Here is a 23,488-nt window from a genome sequence, read left to right as displayed (position 1 = left end):
GAAACGCGCGAAAAAGAGAGTCAGTCCCGGTGGTCATCGCAGACCGGGTTCTCGCCGTCGTCGAGGAGAACGACGGGGACTCCGAGGACGACCCACTCGCGGACGTAGCGCCGGCGCGTCGTCGCGGGCGACCCGCACTCGACGCAGACGGTATCCGCGGACTCGACGGCCGATTCGATGATTCTCGTTCGCGGGCCGACCGCCGTCCGCGGATACGCCGGCCGTTTTGAGAGGAGCGCCGCGAGCGCCGCGGCGACCGCGAGGCCGACGACCGGCAGGACGAACCGGCCGACGCCGGAGCGCGCGAGGACGCCGACGATGACGAGCAACGTGACCGCGACGGCCAGTTCACGGAGGAGACGCATCGACGGCGTCAGGTGCTCGTCTCGTTTTCGGAGCCGGACGAGGACGACGACCCCGACGAACTGGACGACCCCGACGAACTGGACGACGCCGAGCGAGTGTCCGACGACGAACCGGCGGACGACGAGGACGAAGACGACGACGAGCCGTCGTTATCCAGCGACCGGACGAACTGCGGGTAGCCGCCGTCGCCGACCGGGATGTAGACGGTGTCCGTCTCGTCGAGCTTCTCGATGTACTTCTGGGCCAGCACCTCGTCGGACAGCGACTCCGCGAGGATGCGGTTGGCGTCGGCCTGCCCCTGTGCCTCGATGCGCTTGCGCTCGGCCTCCAGCTCCTCGACGGCGAGTTCGTCCTGCTTCTGCTGGCGGCGCTGTTCGGTGATCTCCTTCTGTTCGACCGCCTGCGCGTACTCGGCGGGGAGTTCGACGTTGCGGACCTGCACCGCTTCGAGGATGAGGCCGTCGTCGGCGAACTCCTCGGCGAGTTCCCGCTCGGCGGCGGCCTTCAACTGGGTCTGGCCCTCGCCGGTGTAGATGACCGTGACGGGGAGCCGACCGGCCTCGGTCCGGAGCACCGACCGAATCGACGGCCGAATCAGGCGCTCTTCGGCGGTTTCGAGCGTCCGGTAGTTGCGGTAGAACTCGACGGCCTGCCCGGCGTCGATGCGGTAGCGGACGGTCACGTCGATGTCCGTCCGGAGGCCGTCTTCGGTCAGGACCGTGATGGCGTCGTCGCCGCGCCTGTCGCCTTCGCTCGTCGACGACGACATCGTGTACGACTGCGGTCGCACCGACAGCGACGAGGTCGACTGCGAGACGGGGTTGACGAAGTGCGCGCCGGGATCGAAGACGGTGCCGGTGGTCGCGCCCCACTTCTTGACGACCTTGACGTTCCCCTCTTCGACGGGTTCCCACGCGAGAAGCCCGGCGATGGGGGCGGCGATAAGGAGGAGGGCGACGACACCGATGAGGGCGATGCGCGTCAGCGACCCGGAGGTCACCGACGGCGGGTCGGGGATGTCAGAACTCATCACTCTGATTTCAAATAGCCGAGACTTGTTTGTTTCGTGTCAAACGGGGTCGCGGCGACCGTCGACGGCGACGCCCACTCGGCGGCCGAGTCGCGCAAACGCGACACCCGACCGAGTCGACACCCGCGACCGGCGTGGAGTATATATCCGGCGCGGCCCTAGTCGCCGTCGTGAACGACCGGACGAGTGCGCTCGACTCGGTCGTCTTCGGCGTCGACATCCAGAGCGGCGATATCCGCGGCGACTCGCCGTCGTACGCGCTGGTCGTGTTGGACACCCGAGACACCGAGTCAGACGAGGTCCGAATCGAACGAGACGTGGTCTCCTTCCGCAAGTTACGCCGGCTCATCGAGCGCGACGAACCGCGCGTCGTCGCCACGGACAACATGTACGAGTTGGCGACCGACAAGGACGACTTGGTCCGCTTCCTGCGGTGGCTCCCCCACGGGACGCAGTTGGTGCAAGTGACCGGCGCGGAGCGACCGGAACCGCTGTCGCGGGTCGCCTCTCGCCACGGCGTCCCCTACGGCAAAGAGCCGATGAAGGAGGCCGAGGCCGCGGCCCGGCTCGCCCTCGCGAACGTCGGTTACGAGGTCGCCGCCTTCGAGAACACGACGACCGTGAAGGTCTCTCGCGGCCGCTCGACCGGCAAGGGCGGGTGGAGTCAGGACCGCTACACGCGCCGCATCCACGGGTCGGTCAAACAGCAGTCCCGCGAGGTCGAGTCCGCGCTGAAGGAGGCCAACCTCGACTACGAGCGGGACGTGACCGAGAAGTACGGCGGCTACTCGCAGGCGCTTTTCACCGTCGAGGCGCGGCCGGAGGACATCCCCGTGTCCACCCACCGCTCGGGCGACACCCGGGTCGAAATCGAGCGCGAGCGCCGCGACGGCATCGAGTTCGAACCCCTCGTGAAGCGCCGCGACCGCGTCATCGTCGGCATCGACCCCGGCACGACCACCGCCGTCGCCGTCGTCGGCTTCGACGGCCGCGTCCTCGACGTGCACTCGACGCGGACCGCCGACACCGCCGCGGTCATCGAGTGGCTCATCGAGCGCGGGCGACCGAGTCTCGTCGCCGCCGACGTCCAGCCGATGCCCGAGACGGTCGAGAAGTTCCGCCGGAGCTTCGACGCCGCCGGCTGGGCCCCGCCGAGCGACATCCCCGTCGACGAGAAGCTCCACCGGACCCGCGAGGTCGACTACGACAACGACCACGAGCGCGACGCCCTCGCCGCGGCGCTGTTCGCGTTCGACGACCACGAAGACCAGTTCGAGCGCATCTCCCGGAAGGTCCCCGCCGACGTGGACAGAGAGGAGGTCATCGCCCGCGTCCTCGCCAGCGAGGAGTCGGTCGAGGCCGTTCTCCGCGAGATGGATGACGACGGGGGCGAATCCGGCGGCGACGACGCCGACGAGGAGGCCCACGAGGAACCCGAACTCACGCCCGAAGAACGCGAGGTTCGGGAGTTGCGGTCGCGGGTCGAGCGCCTCGAATCGCACGTCGAGGACCTGAACTCGACCATCGAGGAGAAAGACGAGACCATCGAGGAGTACAAACAAGAGCTCTCAGACGCCCGCCGCGAGGAGCGCCGCGAGGCCCGCGAGCGCCGCGAGGTCACCCGGCTCGAACGCGAGAACGGCCGGTTAGAGCGGAAAGTCGAATCGCTCGAATCCGACAAGGTGGAGCTCGCCGACAAGCTCGACCAGTTGAAGTCGCTGTGGAAGCTCGACCACTCGAACTTCGCGGACGTGAACACCGACGGCAGTTTGGTGCCGGTCAAAATCGTCGAGCAGTTCACGAACGGCGCGCTCGACCACACCGTCGAGGAGTACGGCATCGCCGCCGGCGACGTGGTCTACCTCCGCGACGCCAGCGGGGCCGGGCGGACGACCGCCGAGCGCCTCGCCGAGTTCGACCCCAAGGTCGTCCTCCGGTCGGGCAACCTCTCGGAGGTCGCAGACGAGGTGCTGTTCGAGGCCGACGTTCCGGTCGCACCCGCCGACGGCGTGACGATTCAGGAGATAGACGAACTCGCCGTGGCGAAGGAGTCCGAGGTCGAATCTGCAATTGCCGACTGGGAAGACCGGGCGGAAGAACGGCAGAAAGAACAGCAAAAAGAGATGGTGGACCAGATTATCTCCGAACACCGCGCCGAGAACCGGCGCGGATAGCGTCGCGTCTGATTTTCAGTCGGTCGCGTCGTGGCCGACGACGACGGCGACCACGAAGTACAGCGCCGGGCCGACGAGCGGGAGGAGGAAGGCGAGGACGGCCCAGAACGTCGCGTTTCGTCCCTTGAGCGTCGCGTCCCTGTGGACCCGGTACGGCAGATAGACGTGGGCGGCGAGGAAGTAGACGGCGAAGCCGAGGATGTACGGGAGGAGGTCGCCGCCGCGGACCGACGCCCACATGGCCGCGAGCAGGCCGAAGACGACGAGGATGAGCGCGGCGAAGATGATGACGGGCGCACGCGTCGTGGTTCCTGAGTCGGACATCACCCGGAGTTGGGACCGGTGGATGTTGTCCGTTTCGCCCGCGAACGCCTTCCAGAAGTCATATCCCACATCACCGACACCGAACAGGTATGGACGCATACGACCTGATCACTCGGAACGCCTCCGAAGTGGTCACGGAGGACGAAGTGCGCGCGCTGGCCGACGACCCCGAGGGCAAGCGAGCGTACGTGGGCTACGAGCCCTCCGGCGTCCTCCACATCGGTCACATGCTCACCGCCAACAAGCTCATCGACCTCCAAGCGGCGGGCTTCGAGGTAGTCGTGCTCCTCGCGGACGTACACGCCTACCTCAACGGCAAGGGCACCTTCGAGGAGATTCGCGAGACGGCCGAGCGGATGAAAGCGCAGTTCATCGCCTACGGCCTCGACGAGAGCCAGACGGAGTTCGTCCTCGGCTCGGAGTACCAACTCGACGAGAGCTACGTCCTCGACCTGCACGCGCTCGAACTGGAGACGACGCTCTCGCGCGCCGAGCGCGCCATGGCCGAAATCAAAAGCGGCGACGGCGTCACCGTCGCGCAGGCGGTCTACCCCATCATGCAGGCGCTCGACATCGTCTACCTCGACGTGGACCTCGCCATCGGCGGGATGGAACAGCGCAAGGTCCACATGCTCGCCCGCGACACGCTCCCGAGCATCGGCGAGGAGTCGCCGACCTGCATGCACACGCCGCTCATCGCGGACCTCGGGACGGGCATCGGCAAGATGTCCTCCTCGGAAGGCGTCACCATCTCGATGGAGGACTCCACCGAGGACATCGAAGACAAGGTCAACGGCGCGTTCTGCCCGCCGACGGCCGACCCCGACCCGACCGACGAGGGCGAGGAACGCGAGAACCCCGTCCTCCAGATTTTCGAGTACCACGTCTTCCCGCGCTTCGAGCGGGTCGTCGTCGAGCGACCCGACCAGTACGGCGGCAACCTCGACTACGACGACTACGAGTCGCTGGAGGCCGACCTCGAATCCGGCGAACTCCACCCGGCCGACGCGAAGGGCGCGCTCGCCGACTACCTCGACGAACTCATCGAGCCGGGGCGCGCGAAAATAGCGGAGTAACCGCGACGCTTGCTCAGGCCATCCCGAACATCTTCATGACGCCCTCGGCGAGGCCGCCGGCGACGAGGCCGAGACCGGCGACGACGAACGCGAGGCCCGCCGCGACGACGGGGGCCTGAGAGGCGACGATACCGATACCCAAGAGCAGAGAGACGACGCCGGCGATACCCTTCGTGCCGAGTTTGTCGAGCATACGACGACGGCGGGTCGGGAGCGCCCTAAACGCGTCGTTCCGTCGGACGCTTCCTACCGGCCGAACGTCGGCGGATTTAACCATGCCCACGTCGAACGCTCGCGCATGAGCGACGACGAGAACGAGAGCCGCCGAGACCTTCGAATGCCGAACGACGACGAAGTGTTCGCCGTCGTGACGAACATGCTCGGGGCCAATCGTATTCGCGTCCGCTGTGCCGACGGCGTCGAGCGGACCGCTCGCATTCCCGGACGGATGCAGAAGCGAATCTGGATTCGAGAGGACGACGTGGTGCTCGTCGAACCGTGGGACTGGCAGGACGAGAAGGCCGACGTGTCGTGGCGCTACGAGAAGTCCGAGGCCGACCAGCTCCGGCGCGAAGGCCACATCCAGTAACGCGTTCGAGACCGCGCCTGATTGTTCCCCGACCGACGCCGAACGCAGAGCCTGTGCCCTTTTCATCTCGCCTCTCGTAGCCCTAGTCCAATGACTGACGAGTTCGGCATGGTCGAACCCCAGGAGGGCGAGGCGTTCGGCGACGAGTGGGAGGAGATAGACGTCTCCGACGACGAGGCGGACCGCATCGCGCGCCGCAAGGACCGCGACTTCGACGAGTTCCGGATGCGGTTGAAGGACGCCGACCAGTTCAAAGTCGAGCAGTCGGTGTTCGACGACGCGACCTTCGCCGCCATCTACAAACTCGTCCAAGACGGGTATATCGACGCGTTCGGCGGCCCGATTTCGACCGGAAAGGAGGCCAACGTCTTCGAGGCGCTCGGCGAGGACGACACCGACGTGGCGGTCAAGATATACCGCATCAACGCCTCCGACTTCCGGCACATGCGCGACTACCTCGAAGGCGACCCGCGCTTCGAGAACATCGGCCACGACAAGGGACAGGTCGTCCGCGCGTGGGTCAGAAAGGAGTACGCCAACCTCGAACGCGCCCAGCGGGCCGGCGTCCGGGTGCCGAAGCCCATCGCGGTCCAGCGGAACGTCCTCGTGATGGAACTCGTCGGCGTCGTCGACGACCGGGCGCGACGGCTCTCGGAGGTGCGCGTCGAGAACCCCCAGACCGCCTTCGAGGTGGTCCGCGAGTACATGCGTCGGCTCCACCGCGCCGGCCTCGTCCACGGCGACCTCTCGGAGTACAACCTCATCATCCACGACGGCGAACTCGTCGTCATCGACCTCGGACAGGCCGTCACGGTTCACCACCCCAACGCCGAGGAGTTCCTCCGGCGGGACTGCCGCAACGTGGCCAACTTCTTCCGGCGGCAGGGGGCCGACGCCGACGGCGACTCGCTGTACGAGTTCGTCACGGCCGAGGAAGACGAGGACAAAGACTGAGCCGGAACCGGGAGAAACGCGAACCCGCCGCGAGACGGGTGTGCGACCGAGACACGCGGCGAGTCGCCGAGCGAACGCTTAAACCACTCCGACGGGTATCGGGTGATATGCAGCACGTCAAGGTGCCGCAGGACCGTATCGGTGTTCTCATCGGCGAAGGTGGCTCGACGCTCCGAGAGATAGAGAGTCGCGCGGAAGTCCGACTCGACGTGGACTCGGAGAACGGAAGCGTCGCCATCGACAGCGTCGGCGACCCCGTACTCGGCATGGTCGCTCCCGACGTGGTCCGAGCGGTCGGCCGCGGCTTCGCCCCGGAGGACGCGATGGCGCTCCTCGACGACGACATGATGATGTTCGAACTCATCGATATCGACCGGCACACCCGAAACAAAAACGACATGCGGCGGCAGAAGGGCCGCCTCATCGGCGAGAACGGCCGCACCCGCGAACTCATGGAGGAGCTGACGGGTGCCGAGGTGGTCATCTACGGCTCGACGCTCGGCATCATCGGCCAGCCCGAGGAGGTCGAGGCCGTCCGCCGGGCCGTCGAGATGATTCTCGACGGCGCGCCCCACGGCGCGGTGTACTCCTTCCTCGAACGGAAGCACAACGAACTGACCCAGGGCTTCAACGTCCGGCAGAACGACTGAGACGCCACCGCCGACGAGTCCACCGCCGACACGGCACTCGCCCGCATCGTCTTTTCACCGCACCCGCTCCGAGACTGGCGAGGCGACCCGCCGGAACCCGGTGATAAACCCGCGAAATCGACCGCCGTCGCCGGGGGACGACCACCCCACCGTGTTGCGTTTTGCCATACCAATAAACGAAGCTTTTTTATAGAATCACAAACAATCAGGCGATGACTATGAGCCAGCGAATGCAGCAGGGTCAGCCCATGATCATTCTGGGCGAGGACTCTCAGCGCACATCCGGACAGGATGCGCAGTCGATGAACATCACGGCCGGGAAGGCCGTCGCAGAGGCCGTACGCACGACGCTCGGCCCGAAGGGGATGGACAAGATGCTCGTCGACTCCGGCGGGCAGGTCGTCGTCACGAACGACGGCGTCACCATCCTCAAGGAGATGGACATCGACCACCCCGCGGCCAACATGATCGTCGAAGTCTCCGAGACCCAGGAGGACGAGGTCGGAGACGGCACGACGACGGCCGTCATCATCGCCGGCGAACTCCTCGACCAGGCCGAGGACCTCCTCGAATCGGACGTCCACGCGACGACCGTCGCGCAGGGCTACCGCCAGGCCGCCGAGAAGGCCAAGGAAGTCCTCGAAGACAACGCCATCGAGGTCACCGAGGACGACCGCGAGACCCTCCAGAAGATCGCCGCGACGGCGATGACCGGGAAGGGCGCGGAGTCCGCGAAGGACCTGCTCGCCGAACTCGTCGTCGACGCCGTGCTGGCCGTCAAGGACGAAAGCGGCATCGACACGGACAACGTCTCCATCGAGAAGGTCGTCGGCGGCACCATCGACAACTCCGAACTCGTCGAGGGCGTCATCGTCGACAAAGAGCGCGTCGACGAGAACATGCCCTACGCCGTCGAGGACGCGAACATCGCCATCCTCGACGATGCGCTGGAAGTCCGCGAGACCGAAATCGACGCGGAAGTCAACGTCACGGATCCCGACCAGCTTCAGCAGTTCCTCGACCAGGAAGAAAAACAGCTGAAAGAGATGGTCGACAAGCTCGTCGAGGTCGGCGCCGACGCCGTCTTCGTCGGTGACGGCATCGACGACATGGCCCAGCACTACCTCGCCAAGGAGGGCATCCTCGCGGTCCGCCGCGCCAAGTCCTCCGACCTCAAGCGTCTCGCCCGCGCGACGGGCGGCCGCGTCGTCAGCAGTCTCGACGACATCGAGGCCGACGACCTCGGCTTCGCCGGCTCCGTCGGACAGAAGGACGTCGGCGGCGACGAGCGCATCTTCGTCGAGGACGTCGAGGACGCGAAGTCCGTCACGCTCATCCTCCGCGGTGGCACCGAGCACGTCGTCGACGAGCTCGAACGCGCCATCGAGGACTCCCTCGGCGTCGTCCGCACGACGCTCGAAGACGGGAAGGTCCTCCCCGGCGGCGGCGCTCCCGAGACGGAGCTCTCCCTGCAACTCCGCGAGTTCGCCGACTCCGTCGGCGGCCGCGAACAGCTCGCCGTCGAGGCGTTCGCCGAGGCGCTGGACATCATCCCGCGCACCCTCGCCGAGAACGCCGGTCTCGACCCCATCGACTCCCTCGTCGACCTGCGCTCGCGCCACGACGGCGGCGAGTTCGCCGCCGGCCTCGACGCCTACACGGGCGAGGTCATCGACATGGAAGAAGAGGGCGTCGTGGAGCCCCTCCGCGTCAAGACCCAGGCTATCGAGTCCGCGACCGAAGCCGCAGTCATGATCCTCCGCATCGACGACGTCATCGCGGCTGGCGACCTCTCCGGTGGCCAGACCGGCGGCGACGACGACGACGGCGGCGCGCCCGGCGGCATGGGCGGCGGCATGGGTGGCATGGGCGGTATGGGCGGCATGGGCGGTGCGATGTGAGCACCCCCAGATAGGCCTACACCACTCACACCCACACTCTGACTTCGCATCGACTCGAATCGCTCGGCCGAATTCACGACGTTTTTTGCGGCTTCACGCCCGTTAGCATCCGCTTTGTCAGCTCACTCGTCGGTTGGGACGCCGTTAATCGAGCGTCCGCGCCGCGCCGTTGTCTGTCGCCGCGAGACGGTGAGCGTATCGACAAGCGATTTGCAACAGAAATTGACAAATCATCATAAAACGGTCGATACAGTTCGTGAAACGCGGGTGTGCGGCTCCATACTTATCACCCGTGACAGCGAATCTCACGTCGTATGTCCTCACCCGAGAGCCCGGCGACCGACGCCGACTCGGACGCGACCACGCCCGCGAGTCGACCGCCGTTTCTGGCCGTCGTCGCGCCCCGTCTCTCCGAGGCGGCGGCGCTCGCGAGCGCGCTCCTCCCCGGTGTCGTCCCGCTCGTCCGCGCGCCGCACAGCTCCTCCCCATCGAACCTCCGGGCCGCCCTCGCCGCGATGCGGCGACCGGACGCCCCGCTCGTCGTGGCGACCGACAGCGCGGCCGCCGTCCGCGACGCCGACCGCGTCCACGTCGCCGACGGCGGCGTCGTCGTCGAATCCGGCGCGCCGAGCGACCTGCTCGCGGTCCCCGGCGTCTACGCCCGTCGCTACGGTGCCGAACTCGGCGCGAACTTCGCCGACCCGGGAAAAGACGTCGCCGACGAGTGACGGGCGCGCCGAGAGTGCCACCCAACGTTCATCTCCCTCGCCGAACGAGCTAGCGGCATGGGCGAGAAAGCGTGTTACCGCGAGTTCTGTCCGGACTGCGACGCGCCGGTGACCATCGTCGACGACGAGTGCCCCGACTGCGGGCGAGAGTTAGCGGTCGTCTGAGAACCGGCGTCACTCGGACACCCGCGTGCCGATGTGGTGGACCGCGTGCGGGGAGAGATACCGGCCGCCCGGTACCTCGACCCAGCCGTTGACGAGCACGCGGACCGGCCCCTCGTGGAGCACGGACTCCATCTCGGCGTCGCCGTAGACGACCGCATCGTCTATCGTCTGTTCGAACCGTCCGCCGAACGGGGAGTCAGATGCGAAGACCATACACGAGGCAACCGGGCGACACGTAATGAGAATAGTGGGGGGTCGCGGTGTTCACGACGACCCAGAACCGCCCGCACCGGCACGTCGAGCGAGGAAATCGACCACTACCGAGACAACGAGCAGGGCCGCGACGAGTTGGAGGCCGCGGGCCACGTCCAATCCGAGCGACGCCGCGATGCCGAACTGTTCGACGACGTAGAGCGCTCCGGCGACGAGTCCCAGACTACCGAACAGGAGTCTCGCGAATCGGCCGCCGAGGCTCGTCGCGAAATTGTAGGCGGCGACGCCGAAGACGACCGTGGCGGCGACGATACCGAGAACGTCCATGCGAGGCGTCTCGCGCCGCTCGACTAAGAAAATGTTGTTTTCCTAACCTGACTAGATACGCGTATCCGAGGGCACGTTCCGATGCTCGTCAGGGATAGAGACCCCTCAGGTCCGGAGAAAACGGAACCGACGGACGCTGTCGCTCGCCGGTCTACCGCAACGAAAAGAGCGCGACGGGATTCGAACCCGCGACCATCGGATTAGAAGTCCGACGCTCTGTCCGACTGAGCTACGCGCCCTCGATGCCCACAAACCGTCCCTGCAAGAAAAACGAATCGGGTTCTACCCGTCGAATCGGTACAGCGACGTGACCGCCGGGAGCCGGTTGAGCATCCAGATGCCGACCGGGAGGCCGATAATAGTGAGCGTGAACAGCACCGCCACGTTCGCCCAGATCCAACTCAGCCACCAGCCGACGAACACGAAGTAGACGGCGCGAACGACGAGTGACCGCTGGCCGCGACCCGAGTCGGGGTCGAGCCGGGTTTTCGGCTCCTTCAGCGAGAGCACCGTCGGAACGAGGTTGATGAGCGCGACGCCGAGCGGGATGCCGATGACGGTCGCGTTCAGGAACCACGCGACGTTGACGACGGCGGGGGTCGCCCACCAGCCGACGAACACGAACCAGATGGCGCGGACGACGAACGAGCGCTGAGACATACGCGTAGTACGCGGTCCGGGGCGAAAAGCGACGGGGTGACACGGAAGCGACCGAGACGGCGGCGACGTGAAGGGAGGTGAAACCCGCCACCCGGAGCGACGTGAAGGGAGGCTTTAACAGCGCCAACGCGGTAACACCGGCTATGAGAGTCATCGGGACGGTCGGCCTGCCGGGAAGCGGCAAGGGCGAACTCGCCGAGGTGGCCCGCAACGCGGGCGTGCCCGTCGTGACGATGGGCGACGTCATCCGCGAGGAGTGTCGCAAGCGCGGCCTCGACCCCGCGACGGACCACGGGAAGATAGCGACCGCGCTCCGCGAGGAGGAGGGCGACGACGCCATCGCCGCGCGGTCCCTGCCGATGGTCGAAGACCACCTCGAATCGAACGACGTGGTGGTCGTCGACGGGCTTCGGTCGGGCGTCGAACTCGACCGCTTCCGCGAGGCGTTCGGCGACGACTTCGTCCTCGTGAGCGTCGAAGCGCCGTTCGAGACGCGCGCCGAGCGCCTGCTCGACCGCGACCGCGACGACAGCGACACCGACGTGGAGGCGCTCAAAAAGCGCGAGCGCCGCGAACTCGACTTCGGGATGGGCGACGCGATGGACCGCGCCGACGTGGTCATCCAGAACACCGGCACGCTGGCGGACTACCGCGAGACCATCACCCGACTGTTCGAAGAGGGGCCGGAAGCGCTCGCGGAGGCCGACGCGTGAGCATGATTTACAGCGTCGACGTCCGCATCGAGGTGCCCGTCCGCGACACCGAGGTCACCGACCGCGTCGGCGACGCCGTCGAGAACATCTTCCCCGGCGTCGAACTCGACCACGAACCGGGCAAACTCGTCGGCGAGACCCACGAACTGGAGCGCTTCTCCGAGCGCCTCCACGAGCAGGCCATCCTCGACACCGCCCGCCGGGAGTTCGCCAAGCGCCGCGACGACGACGGCTTTTCGTTCGCGCTGAAAAAGCAGGCCGCGTTCAAGGGCGTCGTCAACTTCTCGGTCGGCAACCCCGACGAACTCGGCGACATCGACGTGCACGTGACCGTCCGCGACCCCTCGGTCGACGAGGTCATCGACTACATCGCGCCGCCGACCGAAGACGGGCGGCCGGTGGACCCGAACGACCGCTGAATCGGTCGACTGGACTGCGGCAGCTGGGGCGTTTCTCGCTACTCAGGCGACGAGCAACGCCACCGCGACGCCGATGAAGACGATTTTCAGCCCCGTGTTGACGGCGATGACCTTCGACCCGAACTCGGGGCCCCAGATGCCGTACTGGAAGGGAATCGACCGCTTGAACGTCGAGACGGCGAAGGAGATGATGCCGCCGATGAGCATCGTCGCCACGGCCTGCTTCGGCGTGAACGTCTCGCCGACGGCCGGCGCGATGGTCGCCGCGCCGGTCGTCGTGTCGAACGCGAAGGCGACGACGACGGGGACGGCCGCGCCCGGCAGGCCGACGAGGTTCGTCAGCGGACTGGCGAGCGCCGCGAACGATTCGAGGTCGGTCGTCCGCAAGAGGAGCGTGACGGCCACGTAGACGACGGCCAGTCTTGGGACGATGCGCCGAAGCTTGTCCCACGTGCTCCGGGCGGCGTCTTCGACCGCCTCGCGGAGCGAATCGTCGGTGTCGGCCGCGTCGGCGGAGTCGGCCGCGTCGCCATCGCCCGCACCGTCCGCGGCGGCCGCATCGACCGCGCCGCCCGAGCCGTCGGTCTCGGCGACCGCGACGGGGGTCGTGTTTCGGTCCGAGAGGAGGACCGCGCCGGCGACGACGCCGGTCGCGGTGATGGCGAGCGCGATGGCCGCCCGCGCGCCGACGTACATGAACCCGACCTCGCGGCCGAGGATGGGGATGAGCACCGGCCAGTAGAACGTGAAGATGTGCTGGACGAAGCCGAAGAACGTGTTGATGGTGACGGCGACGAGGGTCGCTCGGTCGTCGAGGACGCCCGACTCGCGGAACTCCGCGAGCATCCCGTAGCCCGCCGTCGTCGAGGCGGCGGTGGTGACGATGGCCGTACCCACCTCGTCGGGGAGGTTCGCGGGGCTCGTCAGATACCGCGAGAGGCCGGCGATGCGCTCGACGAGGCCGAAGGCGACGACGAGGTTCGCGGCGAAGACGCCCACGGCGATGTAGGCGGCGATGTGCGCGACTCGCGGGAGCACCTCGAACAGCACCGGGAGGACGGCCGACGACTGCACGACCCAGAGTCGGTGCCGAGCGAACTAATCGGCGTCGGTCGGCGGGGCGGGCGGCGGGAGATGGTTCGAAGCGGGGTCAGACGAGCACCTGCGCGACCCCGAATAGGACGACGACGCCCAGCACGTCGCAGACGTTGGTGACGACGGGGATGACCACGTCGTCGGGGTCGAGGCCGAACCGGTAGGCGACGTAGGTCGCAGAAAACGTCACGGCGACCGCGAGGACGGCCAGCGAAATCCCGCTCGACAGCGCGATGAGGACGACCTTCTGCAGGGCAAGCGACGTGTCGCCGGAGACGAGGAGCGTGGCGACCCACGCGCCCGCGCCGATGACGGGAAACACCGTCACCGCGAGGGCGACCGTCGCGACGGCGTTGCCCGCGAGTTCGTCGTCGCGGGGCGAAAACGAGAGCGTCCCGAGGTGGAACGACGTGGAAAGGCGCGCCGCGAGGACGCTCCCGAGGTTCCCCGCGGTCCCGATGGTGACGGGGACGAGCACGAGAAGCGACGGGTAGCGGAGCAGTTGCGCCTCGAAACTCCCGAGGACGAGACCGCTCCCGAGTTCGACGAGCGTGAGCACGAGCAACACCGGGAGCATCGCCCGCGTGATGGCGCGGACGGTCCACTCGGTCGGCACTCAGAACACCCCCGCGACGGCGAGGACGGTTCTGACGGCGATGAGCAGAAAGAGGATCCCGAACACGTCGCCGGTGGTCGTCACGACCGGGCCGACGATGGTGTCGGGATTGCGCCCGCGGCGGTAGCCCGCGAAGACGACGCTGACGACGACGACGGTCAGGACGATGCCGGACAGCAGGCCGGCGACGATGGCGACGCCGACGAGAATCGGGAGCGGAGCGACCCGACTGCCGAGGAACGTGAGGAGGAAGAACGCGACGACGGCGGCGAACGTGCTCGTGAGCACGCCGTTTGCGAGCGCGGCCGTCGCGGCCGCCCGGAGGCGCTCGTCGCCGCCGGTGACGCGGGGTTCGATGAGCCCCTGATGGAGCGCGGTGGCGATGCGAGCGCCGAGCGAGCCGTAGACGTTCCCGCGGGTCGCCAGGAGGGCGGGAACGAGCACGAGAAGCCCCGGCACCGCCCGGAGTTCGGCCCGCATGCCCCCGAGGACGACGCCCGCGATGAGGCCGCCGACGAGGCTGGCCGCGAGCGCGGGCAAGGCTTCCTTGTAGGCCTCGACCGCCACGTCTCGCACGGTCATTGTGGGGTGCGACGGACCCGAGCGTTAAAAGTCGGCGGTATCGCGGCGAGGTGAGGCACTCGCACGGGCGAGCGCAGAAAACGCGGCGAGGAAATCGCGCGGTGGTTCAGAACGGTCCCATGCCGCCGAGACCGCCCATACCGCCACCGCCGCCGCCCTGGTTCTGGAGCTTCTTCATCATCCGTTGCATGTCGCCGTCGCCCATGTTCTGGAACTGCTTGATGGTCTGTTCCATCATGCGGTGCTGTTCGAGCAGTTCCTGTATCGTCTCTTCGTCCTGTCCCGACCCCTGCGCGATACGCTTGACGCGGGACGCGCCGACCTTCCGCGGGTTCTCCAGTTCCTCTTCGGTCATCGAGTCCATGATGACCTCGAACGCGCGCATCCGGTCTTTCGTCACGTCCATCGCGTCGTCAGGAAGCTGGTCTTTGATGCCGCCGCCGAAGCCCGGAATCATGTCGAGCACCTGGTCGAGCGGCCCCATCTTGTCCATCGCCTCCATCTGTTTTTGCATGTCCTTGAGGGTGAAGTTCCCCTTCATCATCTCCTCGGGGTCCCAGTCCTCGTCTTCGGCCTGGGTCTCGGACATGGCGCGTTCGACGCGCTCGGAGAGCTGTTTCAGGTCGCCCATCCCGAGCAGGCGGGAGATGAAGCCGTTCGGCTCGAAGCGCTCGATGTCCTGGACCGTCTCGCCCATGCCGAGGAAGGCGATAGACGAGTCGGTCTCGTTGACGGCGGTCAGCGCGCCGCCGCCCTTCGCCGTCCCGTCGAGCTTGGTGATGACGACGCCGCCGATGCCGATGGACTCGTCGAACTGCTGGGCCTGGTCCTTCGCGCCCTGCCCGATTGCCGCGTCGAGGACGAGCAGGTTCAGGTCGGGCTGGACTACGCCCTCTATCTCCTCGATTTCGGCGATGAGGTCGTCTTCGAGCGCGTGGCGACCGGCCGTGTCGACGATGTGCACGTCGGCGTCTTCGGTCGCTTCGAGGCCCTCGCGGGCGATTTGGACCGGGTCGTCGCAGTCGGGGTCGCCGTAGAAGTCGACCTCGGCGCGCTCGCACATCTGCTTGGCCTGGTCGTACGCGCCGGGGCGGAAGGTGTCGGTCTGGATGACCGCGGGGCGAAGCCCCTTCTTCGAGAACCACCACGCCATCTTGGCGGAGGTGGTGGTCTTGCCCGACCCCTGGAGGCCGGCGAGCATGATGGTCTGCGATTCGAGCGGAATCTCCGTCGACTCGCCGATGAGGTCGACGAGTTCCTCGTAGACGATTTTCAGGACGTGGTCGCGGGCGTTCGTGCCGCCCGGCGGCTCTTCTTCCAGCGCGCGGGTCTTGATGGAGTCCGAGAGGTCCATGACGAGGCTGACGTCGACGTCGGCGGAGAGCAAGGAGCGCTGAATCTCCTTGACGATCTCCTGGACGTCGTCCTCGTCGAGGCGGGACTTCCCCCGCAGTTTATCGAGACTGCCGCGGAGGGAACTCCCGAGATTGTCGAGTACCATTGTGCCTTCCTACGCCGTCGCGTCGGTAAAGGCTTTATCCGTCGCGTTCGGGGCCAACACCTATCGGCTCGGGGGCCGACAGCGCACTCGATGACCACGATTCTCGTCCTCGACCGCCCCACGCACGGAATCCCGGCGTCGGAGTACGCCGCGGCCCTCCGCGAGCGCCTGCCCGACGCGACCGTGCGCCACCCGAAGACGAGCGCCGAGACGCTCGACGCCGCGCGCGACGCGACCGTTATCACCGGCACGTCGCTCCCCGAGGACGTGCTCGACGCGGCCGACGAACTCAGACTGTTCGCCGGCGCGACCGCCGGCTACGACCATCTCCCGCTGGAAGCGCTCCGGGAGCGCGGCGTCGTCGTCACCAACGCCTCCGGCGTCCACGGCCCCAACATCGCCGAACACGTCCTCGGCTGGCTCCTCATGATTACCCGTCGGCTCGACGAGGGACTCCGCCGCCAGCGACGCCGCGAGTGGCGGCGCTTCCAGTCGTACGGCGAGTTGCAGGGGTCGACGGCCACCGTGGTCGGTCTCGGCGCTATCGGGCAGGCGGTCGTCGAGCGACTCGACGCGTTCGGCGTCGAGACCGTCGGCGTCCGCTACACGCCCGAAAAGGGTGGCCCGACCGACGAGGTGGTCGGCTTCGACGACCTCGAATCGGCGCTCGTCCGCACCGACTTCCTCGTGGTCGCGTGCCCGCTGACCGACGAGACGCGCGGACTCATCGACAGCCGGGCGCTGGAGGCGCTCCCCACACACGCCGTCCTCGTCAACGTCGCGCGCGGCGGGGTCGTCGACACCGACGCGCTCGTTTCGAACCTCCGGGACAACCGCCTCCGCGCCGCCGCGCTCGACGTGACGGACCCCGAACCCCTGCCCGAGGACCACCCGCTTTGGGGCTTCGAGAACGTCTACATCACCCCGCACGTCGCCGGCCACACGCCGCACTACTGGACGCGCGTCGCCGACATCCTCGCGGAGAACGTCGAGCGACTGGCGTCGGCGTCCGAAGGCGGCGTGCCCACGCTCCGCAATCAGGTGGTTCCGAAGCCCGAATGGGACGCAGACGCCGACGCGGACGCCGACTCGGAGTCGGACCCGAACCCCTGAGCTACTTCCCGCGACGAATCGTAGGCTCGCGCGATGACGACGCTCGCGTTCGGACTCGACGCCGCGACCTACCTCGCGTTCTGCGGGGCGGCGGTCGCGCTCATCCTCGCGCCCGGTCCCGACACGATGTACGTCCTCGCCCGCGGCCTCGACGGTCGCGGGCCGGGAGTCCGGTCGGCGTTCGGCATCGCCACGGGCGTCCTCTTTCACACGCTCCTCGCCACGGTCGGCGCGGCGGCGCTCTTTCGAACCGTCCCCGAGGCCGCCGCGGCGCTCAAGTACGTCGGCGCGGCGTATCTGGGCTACCTCGGCGTCGCCGCCCTCCGAAACGACGAGTTCGACCCCTCGGTCGAGACCGAACGCGGGGCGAGCTTTCGCCGTGGCGTCCTCGTCAACGCGCTCAACCCGAAGGTCGCGCTGTTCTTCCTCGCGTTCCTCCCCGGGTTCGCCGGACAGGGTGCGGGAGCCGGGATACGGATGGCGAGTCTGGGCGCGACCTACGCCGCCCTCACGGCGCTATATCTGTCGGGCGTCGCGCTCGGCGCGGACCGACTCGGCTCGCGGCTCGCGGAGACGCGGGTCGCGAGCGCGCTGAACTACGTCGGCGCGGGGACGATGCTACTGCTCGGGGTCGTGCTCGTACTGGAGTGAGGCGGCCGAAAGAAAGAACGACGGACCGAGTCCGATTACTCGTCTTCGCCGAGCAGGCGGTTGACCATCTGCTCGGGGTCGAACTTCTCGATGTGGTCGTAGCCCTGCCCCACGCCGAGGAACAAGATGGGCTTGCCCGTCACGTACGCGATGGAGATGGCCGCGCCGCCGTTGGAGTCGGCGTCGGCCTTCGTCAGAATCGCGCCGTCGATGGCGGCCGCGTCGTTGAACTGCCGGGCGCGTTCGACCGCGTCCTGCCCGGCGACCGCCTCGTCGACGAAGAGCGTGAGGTCGGGGCCGACGACGCGGTCTATCTTCTCCAACTGCGCCATCAGGTCGTTCGAGGTGTGGAGCCGACCGGCCGTGTCGCCGAGGACGATGTCGATGTCGTGAGCCTCGGCGTACTCGACGCCGTCGTAGATGACCGCCGCCGGGTCGCCGCCCTGTTCGTGGGCGATGAGCTTCTTGCCGAGCGCCTCCGCGTGCTCGCGAATCTGCTCGTTCGCGCCGGCGCGGTAGGTGTCGCCGTTGGCGAGCACCGTCGAGTAGCCCTGCTTTTCGAAGTAGCGGGCGAGCTTGGCGATGGTCGTCGTCTTCCCGACGCCGTTGATGCCGGTGAAGATGAGCGTGACCGGCTTGTCGGCCTCGGCGATGCGCTGGTCGAAGTCGAACTGCCCGACGCTGATGACCTCGTACAGCGCGTCGTGGAGCGCCTCGGAGACGAGCTGGCCGGTGCTTTGGACCTGCTTTCGCGTCTCGCCGATGAGCTTCTCGCGGATGGTTTCGAGAATCTCCTCTGCGACCTGCATCTCGACGTCGCTCTGGAGGAGCGCCATCTCGAGCTCCCAGAGGGGGTCTTCGAGGTCTTCTTCCTCGATGACGACCTTCCCCGTGGCGAACGCGGCGGCGCGGCGGAGCCGACCCGGACCGGACGAATCGTCGTCGTCCTCCTCGGTCAGCGCCGCCTTCGCGGCGTCGGAGGCGAGCGACTCGCGCGGCTCGGCCGCGTCGGCCGCCGGCTCGTCGGTCGGCTCGTCGGTGTCGGTATCGGTATCGGCGTCGACCTCGGAATCCGGCTCCGGGGTCGCCGCGGATTCGGATTCGGATTCGACCGCCGCAGACGCCGACGCGGCGTCCGCGGGAGCGTCACCGACAGCGTCGGCTTCGGAATCAGCGTCCGCGTCGCCGACGGCGTCCGACTCCGAATCGGCGTCGCCTGCTCCGGACGCCTCGGGTTCGACCGCCGCGTGTTCTGCGTCTGCTGGTGCTGATTCCGCTTCCGCGTCGGCGTCGGCTTCGGCCTCGTCGGCGGCCGCCTCGGCCTTCTCTTCGGCGGTCTCTTCAACGTCGTTACGGAAGCGGTTGAGTTTCTTCTTCAGTCCGTCGAACATCTGAATAGTAGGAGGTTGGGGTTACCTTACTCGTCGTCGCCGTCGCCGCCCTCGCCCTGCATCTGTTGCATCTGCTGCATCTGCTGTTGCTGCATCTGCTGTTGGGCCTGCATCGCCTGCTCTTCGATCTCGTCGCTCTCCTCTTCGAGCTCCTCGATCTGGCCGCGGACGCTCGCGATCTCCTCGTCGAGCGCGTCCTGCTTGCGTCGCAGGGTCTCGATGGCCGTGCTCTGTTCCTGTTCGGCGGCGTAGTTCGCGCCGAGGGAGACGACGATTTCGTCGATGTCCTGGACTTCGGCGCGGAGATACGCGTCGCCGCCGAGGGGGACCTGCACCGTCGAGCCCGTTTCGAGCGTCTCGATGGCCTCGACGGCCTCGTCGATTTCGGCTTTCTCGTCGTTCAGGTCGGAGACCTCGCTTTCGAGGGATTCGATTTCCTCGTCAAGCGCCTGCAGTTCCTGGGAGAGCTGTTGGAGTTGCTGCTGACCGCCACCCATCATGCCGCGGTCACCTCGTTGAGCTCGACCTTCGTGCGCTTGATTCCGTGCTCGCTCCCGATGAGCGAAAAGGCGCGTTCCTGTGCGACGTTCTCGTTCGGTGCTTCCACGGTCTTCGTGAACTCGTGGACGACGCCACGGCTCGTGAAGCTGCCCGTGATAATGAACTGGCTCATGCACGTCGGTCGGGTGGCGAGCGGGAAAGGTCTTCCTACTCGGAGCGAAAGTGAAGCGAAAAACGGGGGGACGAAGAGCCCTCAGTCGATGTAATCGAGGGCGTCTTCGATGCGACCCAGTTCCGGGCCGGTCGTGTCCTCGCCGACGATGTAGCCCTCGTCGTTGGCGACGAGGCCGGAGCCGACGAGCGGGCCGCCGTAGTTGATGGTGCCGATGTCGGCGCGAACGTCGAGGAGCGCTTCGAGCGCTTCGAGTTCGGGTTCGCGCGACTTCGGGTGACAGAGGACGCCGCGGTTGTTGGCGACGGCCGCCATCCCGACGGTTCGAACGTCGGCGAGGTCGCCGCGTTCGACGGGGACGTCGAGGGCCTCCTCGACGGCCGCGACGGCCTCGTCGGAGAGGTCCGCGTGGACGTACGCGCCGTAGTCGTTCGCGAGAACGACGTTGCCGGCGGCGTTGATGCGACCGGGTAGCTCGTAGACCGGGAGGTCCACGGCGTCGGTGAGGGCCTCCTTCTCGCGAGACGTCGCGCGGCTCGACACGAGAAGTCCGTTCTCGTTACCCGTCGCTAACGCACCGACCGTTCCCGACCCGCCGACGGTCGTCTTGACCAGCGGCACGTCGAGTTCCTCGGCCATCTGCTCGGCGAGCGAGTCGTCGGCGTCCGGGCGGACCAACAGCGCGTCGTCGGTCGCGCGAGCGAAGACGCCGATGTAGGACGAACCGGCGAAGGAGGCGCGAAGCACCGTTTACTCGGCCGGTTCCGCTTCGACGACTGACTCGCCGTCCTCGTCGAAACGCGCGGCGCGGACGCGGAACTTGCTCGGCGGGCTCTGCCGACCGTGCGCCCAGATGTCCTCGTTGATCTGCGTGTCGAGACGCACGTTCTCGGCGTCGACCTTGAAGTGCTTGGCGAGGTGCTCGCGGATGAGCGTCATCGAGCGGCCCGCGCGTTCGTGTGCCGGAACGGCCTGCACGTCTCGGAGCGGGACGGTGACGACGCGCTCCTCGAAGTCGTTTGCGCTCATTGCTTACTCGTCCGTGTTGCTCCGCCGCCAGTTGCGACGCTTGGGGTTTCGCGTGACTTCCATGTCCGTCTTGAGCATGACCCACGCGGGGACACGACTGTTCTGGCGTTCGAGCTTCGCCAGACGCTTCTTCTTAGACTTCGACTTCTTACCCATAGTGGGCTGTACTTTCCATCCTCCGCATAAAATCTTGTTCCTTCGCGTTTCGGGCGTGTGAGGGGCGTCCGCACGCCCGAATCGGCTGAAACGCGGTGTTCTCCCGGGCCGGCGGCGCGGGCGGGCGGCCGAACCGACTCATTCAGTACCGTCGGCGCGAAAGCCGACGCGAATGAGCCGGGCCAAGACCGCCGTCGCCTTCCTCGCGCTCTCCGCCGTCTGGGGGAGTGCCTTCCTCGCCACCGACATCGCCCTCCGGACCGTCCCGCCGGCGTTCCTCGGGGCGGTCCGCTTCGACGTGGCGGCGCTCCTGTTGTTCGCCGTCGCCGTCGCCCGCGGCGACCGAGTGCTCCCCGCCGTCCGCGACGAGTGGCGGCCGATTCTCGCCGGCGGCGCGTTCAGCATCGGCGCGCACCACGCGCTCCTGTTTTCGGGGCAGGTGTACGTCCCCGGTTCCGTGGCGTCGGTCCTCCTCGGCATCATCCCGCTTGCGACCCCGACGCTCACCCGCCTGACGGCCACCCGCGAGCGACTCTCGCCGCACCGAGTCGTCGGACTCGTCCTCGGCTTTCTCGGCCTCGTCGTCATCGCCAATCCGGACCCGGGGAACCTGCTGTCGTCGAACCTCGTCGGCGCGGCGCTCGTGTTCGGCTCGGCCGTCGCCTTCGCCCTCGGCGCGGTGCTGACCCACGACAGCGAGACGGGGATGTCGCTACTCGCCGTGCAGGCGTGGATGATGCTCGTCGGCGCGGTCACGCTCCACGTCACGAGCGCCGCCCTGCCGTGGGAGTCCGCCGCCGACGCGGCGTGGACCCAGACGACGCTCGTCGCCGCCGGCTACCTCGCGGTCGTCGCCGGCGCGGGCGGCTTCCTGCTGTACTTCTGGCTCCTCGACCGGGTCGGCCCAATCGAGGTGAGCCTGCTCGAATACGTCATCCCGGTTTTCGCCGCGCTCGCCGACTGGACCGTCCTCGGGCGCGTGCCGACGCGCGCCACCGTCGCCGGCTTCGCGCTCATCTTCGCGGGCTTCCTGCTGTTCAAGCGCGACGTGATTCGGGCCGAACTCCGGCGTGTCGTGGACCGGCGTCGCGGGCGGCGACCGACCGACGACTGACGCGCCTCACAGCGAGAACCGCGTCACCGTCTCGTACTCGGGGCCGTCGGAACCGAGCTCGCTCTTCTTCAGGCGCACCTCGCGCACGCGAAACGACCCGACCGCCGGCGACTCGCCCTCGACGACGCGCCGGACGAGCTCCTTCCCGCGGGCGTCATCCATGCGGGCGAGCGTGACGTGCGGCGTGAAGTCGTGGGTCTCGGGGTCGAAGCCGATTGCCGTCGTCTCGCGCTCGATAGCTTCGTGTAGTCGCGTCAGTTCGGCCGCGCCGTCGTCGACGCCGAGCCAGACGACTCGGATGTAGTCCAACGAGGGAAAGACGCCAAGTCCGCCGACCGAGGCGTCGAAAGGGTCGACTTCCGCGTCTTCGACGGCCGATTCGACCGCGTCCTCCACCTCGGCGATACGGTCCGGCGACACCTCGCCAAGGAACTTCAGGGTGACGTGCGCCCGCTCGGGGTCCGTGAATCGAAGCCCGTCCGCGTCCGAAAGCCGGTCCTGTACCGCGGCGACGCCCGCCGCGAGCGAGTCGGGGAGGTCGACGGCGAGAAAGCAACGCATGGCAGACAGTTGACTCGAACCGGACGTTAACGTTCCGCCGGGTCGCGGTCGGCGTCGCCCGCGCGGTCGTCCGCCTCGGGCGTCCACGTCCGGGCGATGCTGAACGCCTCGCCGTCCACGAACGTCACCTCGTACACGTCGGGCGTCGTCAGCCCCGTCCAGAACTCGCGGCCGTAGCGCGGGTCGTAGGCGTTGAACACGAGCGCCATGAGCGTGGCGTGGGTGCCGACGACGACGTGGCGGTCGGGGTACGCCTCGACGAGGCGGTCCACGGCGGCGACGCCCCGAGCCTGCGCCTCGGCGTGAGACTCGCCGCCGGGGTGCGACGCGTTCGGGTTCGCCCAGAGATGTTCGACGGCCTGTTCGAAGTCATCGACCGGCGAGTCCGCGAGTTCGCGTTCTCTGAGGTCGCCGTCGACGATGAGCGGGGCGTCCGCCGCGTCGGCGACGCCCTCGACGGTCGCACGGGCGCGCTCGGCGGGGCTGGTGGCGACCACGTCCGCGAGGTCGGCGAGGCGGGCGGTGACGCGGGCGGCGTCGCGGCGGCCGCGACGCGAGAGGCCGCGGGCGCGCTCGGCGTCGGAAACGGACGGGACGTGGGCGTGCCGGACGAACGACACGACCGTCGTCGGGGGCGCGGACATTCGGAGACGCTCGCCCGCGGGAGGCTAAAAAGCGGTCGGTGTCGTCCCGCTGACGTAGCGTTTAACCGCCGTG

31 protein-coding genes and 1 tRNA gene are annotated in these 23,488 nt (G+C 67.7%); 12 read left to right on the top strand and 20 right to left on the bottom strand.

Going from position 1 to position 23,488, the window contains the following annotated elements:
* Nucleotides 1-20 precede the first annotated feature (20 nt).
* Both C438_RS08245 and C438_RS08240 read right to left on the bottom strand, forming a co-directional pair.
* Nucleotides 21-365 (bottom strand): hypothetical protein, encoded by a 345-nt coding sequence (locus C438_RS08245; RefSeq protein WP_004968900.1) that lies wholly within the window; start codon nt 363-365, stop codon nt 21-23.
* A gap of 8 nt (nt 366-373) precedes the next feature.
* Entirely contained in the window at nt 374-1,396 is a 1,023-nt protein-coding gene (locus tag C438_RS08240; RefSeq protein WP_004968898.1) for a prohibitin family protein, read from the bottom strand.
* 170 nt (nt 1,397-1,566) lie between these two features.
* On the opposite strand from C438_RS08240, the gene C438_RS08235 reads away from it, so the two are divergent.
* Complete coding sequence (locus tag C438_RS08235) at nt 1,567-3,570, top strand: DUF460 domain-containing protein (RefSeq protein ID WP_004968896.1); 2,004 nt, start codon at nt 1,567-1,569, stop codon at nt 3,568-3,570.
* Nucleotides 3,571-3,585: 15 nt separating this feature from the next.
* On the opposite strand, the gene C438_RS08230 is transcribed toward C438_RS08235, so the two are convergent.
* Nucleotides 3,586-3,963: an ATPase Class I type 8B member 2 gene (locus C438_RS08230; protein WP_004968895.1), complete on the bottom strand. Its 378-nt coding sequence runs from the start codon at nt 3,961-3,963 to the stop codon at nt 3,586-3,588.
* A 20-nt stretch (nt 3,964-3,983) separates the two neighbouring features.
* Between C438_RS08230 and C438_RS08225 the strand changes: the two genes are divergently transcribed.
* Nucleotides 3,984-4,970, top strand: coding sequence for a tyrosine--tRNA ligase (locus tag C438_RS08225; protein ID WP_004968894.1), 987 nt, complete (start codon nt 3,984-3,986; stop codon nt 4,968-4,970).
* 13 nt (nt 4,971-4,983) lie between these two features.
* Here the strand turns inward: C438_RS08225 and C438_RS08220 are convergent, their stop codons facing one another.
* Complete coding sequence (locus tag C438_RS08220; protein WP_004045249.1) at nt 4,984-5,163, bottom strand: DUF7470 family protein; 180 nt, start codon at nt 5,161-5,163, stop codon at nt 4,984-4,986.
* A gap of 105 nt (nt 5,164-5,268) precedes the next feature.
* Between C438_RS08220 and eif1A the strand changes: the two genes are divergently transcribed.
* From eif1A to C438_RS08195, 5 genes are all read left to right on the top strand, one after another.
* Nucleotides 5,269-5,559 carry a translation initiation factor eIF-1A gene (gene eif1A / locus C438_RS08215; RefSeq protein ID WP_004045248.1) on the top strand — a complete coding sequence of 97 codons (291 nt, stop codon included), beginning with the start codon at nt 5,269-5,271 and terminating at the stop codon, nt 5,557-5,559.
* Between the two features lie 90 nt (nt 5,560-5,649).
* Nucleotides 5,650-6,513 (top strand): serine/threonine-protein kinase Rio1, encoded by an 864-nt coding sequence (gene rio1, locus C438_RS08210; RefSeq protein ID WP_004968893.1) that lies wholly within the window; start codon nt 5,650-5,652, stop codon nt 6,511-6,513.
* A gap of 107 nt (nt 6,514-6,620) precedes the next feature.
* Nucleotides 6,621-7,163 (top strand): KH domain-containing protein, encoded by a 543-nt coding sequence (locus tag C438_RS08205; RefSeq protein ID WP_004968892.1) that lies wholly within the window; start codon nt 6,621-6,623, stop codon nt 7,161-7,163.
* 248 nt (nt 7,164-7,411) lie between these two features.
* Nucleotides 7,412-9,064 (top strand): thermosome subunit alpha, encoded by a 1,653-nt coding sequence (thsA, locus tag C438_RS08200; protein ID WP_004968891.1) that lies wholly within the window; start codon nt 7,412-7,414, stop codon nt 9,062-9,064.
* 314 nt (nt 9,065-9,378) lie between these two features.
* Nucleotides 9,379-9,792 (top strand): ABC transporter ATP-binding protein/permease, encoded by a 414-nt coding sequence (locus tag C438_RS08195; RefSeq protein WP_004968890.1) that lies wholly within the window; start codon nt 9,379-9,381, stop codon nt 9,790-9,792.
* A 174-nt stretch (nt 9,793-9,966) separates the two neighbouring features.
* On the opposite strand, the gene C438_RS08190 is transcribed toward C438_RS08195, so the two are convergent.
* From C438_RS08190 to C438_RS08175, 4 genes are all read right to left on the bottom strand, one after another.
* The gene (locus tag C438_RS08190; protein WP_004968889.1) at nt 9,967-10,170 is read right to left on the bottom strand and encodes a hypothetical protein; all 204 of its coding nucleotides are present in this window, start codon (nt 10,168-10,170) and stop codon (nt 9,967-9,969) included.
* Between the two features lie 51 nt (nt 10,171-10,221).
* The gene (locus tag C438_RS08185; protein ID WP_004968888.1) at nt 10,222-10,497 is read right to left on the bottom strand and encodes a hypothetical protein; all 276 of its coding nucleotides are present in this window, start codon (nt 10,495-10,497) and stop codon (nt 10,222-10,224) included.
* Between the two features lie 165 nt (nt 10,498-10,662).
* Nucleotides 10,663-10,736, bottom strand: a tRNA-Arg gene (locus tag C438_RS08180).
* 43 nt (nt 10,737-10,779) lie between these two features.
* A complete protein-coding gene (locus C438_RS08175; protein WP_004968887.1) occupies nt 10,780-11,157 on the bottom strand; it encodes a YccF domain-containing protein in 378 nt (125 codons plus the stop codon).
* Nucleotides 11,158-11,300: 143 nt separating this feature from the next.
* Between C438_RS08175 and C438_RS08170 the strand changes: the two genes are divergently transcribed.
* The gene (locus C438_RS08170) at nt 11,301-11,870 is read left to right on the top strand and encodes an AAA family ATPase (RefSeq protein ID WP_004968886.1); all 570 of its coding nucleotides are present in this window, start codon (nt 11,301-11,303) and stop codon (nt 11,868-11,870) included.
* Between the two features lie 2 nt (nt 11,871-11,872).
* Complete coding sequence (locus C438_RS08165; protein ID WP_004968885.1) at nt 11,873-12,289, top strand: RNA-binding domain-containing protein; 417 nt, start codon at nt 11,873-11,875, stop codon at nt 12,287-12,289.
* Between the two features lie 42 nt (nt 12,290-12,331).
* Here the strand turns inward: C438_RS08165 and C438_RS08160 are convergent, their stop codons facing one another.
* The 4 genes from C438_RS08160 to C438_RS08145 form a co-directional block, all read right to left on the bottom strand.
* Entirely contained in the window at nt 12,332-13,363 is a 1,032-nt protein-coding gene (locus C438_RS08160; protein ID WP_004968884.1) for a hypothetical protein, read from the bottom strand.
* A 76-nt stretch (nt 13,364-13,439) separates the two neighbouring features.
* The gene (locus C438_RS08155) at nt 13,440-14,000 is read right to left on the bottom strand and encodes a magnesium transporter (protein ID WP_004968883.1); all 561 of its coding nucleotides are present in this window, start codon (nt 13,998-14,000) and stop codon (nt 13,440-13,442) included.
* A complete protein-coding gene (locus C438_RS08150; RefSeq protein ID WP_004968882.1) occupies nt 14,001-14,582 on the bottom strand; it encodes a magnesium transporter in 582 nt (193 codons plus the stop codon).
* A 106-nt stretch (nt 14,583-14,688) separates the two neighbouring features.
* Nucleotides 14,689-16,083 carry a signal recognition particle protein Srp54 gene (locus C438_RS08145; RefSeq protein WP_004968881.1) on the bottom strand — a complete coding sequence of 465 codons (1,395 nt, stop codon included), beginning with the start codon at nt 16,081-16,083 and terminating at the stop codon, nt 14,689-14,691.
* Nucleotides 16,084-16,173: 90 nt separating this feature from the next.
* On the opposite strand from C438_RS08145, the gene C438_RS08140 reads away from it, so the two are divergent.
* Entirely contained in the window at nt 16,174-17,196 is a 1,023-nt protein-coding gene (locus C438_RS08140; RefSeq protein WP_004968880.1) for a D-2-hydroxyacid dehydrogenase, read from the top strand.
* Between the two features lie 33 nt (nt 17,197-17,229).
* Entirely contained in the window at nt 17,230-17,847 is a 618-nt protein-coding gene (locus C438_RS08135; RefSeq protein ID WP_004968879.1) for a LysE family translocator, read from the top strand.
* Between the two features lie 35 nt (nt 17,848-17,882).
* On the opposite strand, the gene ftsY is transcribed toward C438_RS08135, so the two are convergent.
* From ftsY to C438_RS08105, 6 genes are all read right to left on the bottom strand, one after another.
* Nucleotides 17,883-19,238 (bottom strand): signal recognition particle-docking protein FtsY, encoded by a 1,356-nt coding sequence (gene ftsY, locus C438_RS08130; protein WP_004968878.1) that lies wholly within the window; start codon nt 19,236-19,238, stop codon nt 17,883-17,885.
* A 26-nt stretch (nt 19,239-19,264) separates the two neighbouring features.
* Nucleotides 19,265-19,735, bottom strand: a complete 471-nt coding sequence (pfdA, locus tag C438_RS08125; RefSeq protein ID WP_004968877.1) for a prefoldin subunit alpha — start codon at nt 19,733-19,735, stop codon at nt 19,265-19,267.
* On the bottom strand, nt 19,735-19,911 hold the full coding sequence (gene rpl18a, locus C438_RS08120) for a 50S ribosomal protein L18Ae (RefSeq protein ID WP_004045220.1): 177 nt from the start codon (nt 19,909-19,911) through the stop codon (nt 19,735-19,737). Before rpl18a ends, pfdA begins: the two co-directional genes overlap by 1 nt.
* Before the next feature lie 81 nt (nt 19,912-19,992).
* Nucleotides 19,993-20,658: a translation initiation factor IF-6 gene (locus C438_RS08115; RefSeq protein ID WP_004968875.1), complete on the bottom strand. Its 666-nt coding sequence runs from the start codon at nt 20,656-20,658 to the stop codon at nt 19,993-19,995.
* Between the two features lie 3 nt (nt 20,659-20,661).
* The gene (locus tag C438_RS08110) at nt 20,662-20,940 is read right to left on the bottom strand and encodes a 50S ribosomal protein L31e (RefSeq protein WP_004045216.1); all 279 of its coding nucleotides are present in this window, start codon (nt 20,938-20,940) and stop codon (nt 20,662-20,664) included.
* A gap of 3 nt (nt 20,941-20,943) precedes the next feature.
* Nucleotides 20,944-21,096 (bottom strand): 50S ribosomal protein L39e, encoded by a 153-nt coding sequence (locus tag C438_RS08105; RefSeq protein WP_004045214.1) that lies wholly within the window; start codon nt 21,094-21,096, stop codon nt 20,944-20,946.
* A 172-nt stretch (nt 21,097-21,268) separates the two neighbouring features.
* On the opposite strand from C438_RS08105, the gene C438_RS08100 reads away from it, so the two are divergent.
* Nucleotides 21,269-22,210, top strand: a complete 942-nt coding sequence (locus C438_RS08100; protein WP_004968872.1) for a DMT family transporter — start codon at nt 21,269-21,271, stop codon at nt 22,208-22,210.
* A gap of 6 nt (nt 22,211-22,216) precedes the next feature.
* Here C438_RS08100 and thpR read toward each other — a convergent pair whose 3' ends face one another.
* Complete coding sequence (gene thpR, locus C438_RS08095) at nt 22,217-22,771, bottom strand: RNA 2',3'-cyclic phosphodiesterase (RefSeq protein ID WP_004968871.1); 555 nt, start codon at nt 22,769-22,771, stop codon at nt 22,217-22,219.
* Between the two features lie 26 nt (nt 22,772-22,797).
* Entirely contained in the window at nt 22,798-23,415 is a 618-nt protein-coding gene (locus tag C438_RS08090; protein ID WP_004968870.1) for a histidine phosphatase family protein, read from the bottom strand.
* Between the last annotated feature and the right edge of the window lie 73 nt (nt 23,416-23,488).

Source organism: Haloferax denitrificans ATCC 35960, assembly GCF_000337795.1.
Classification (GTDB): Archaea; Halobacteriota; Halobacteria; order Halobacteriales; family Haloferacaceae; genus Haloferax; species Haloferax denitrificans.
Note: the sequence above shows the minus strand (reverse complement) of the source record. Positions and strands in the feature narration are given on the sequence as shown.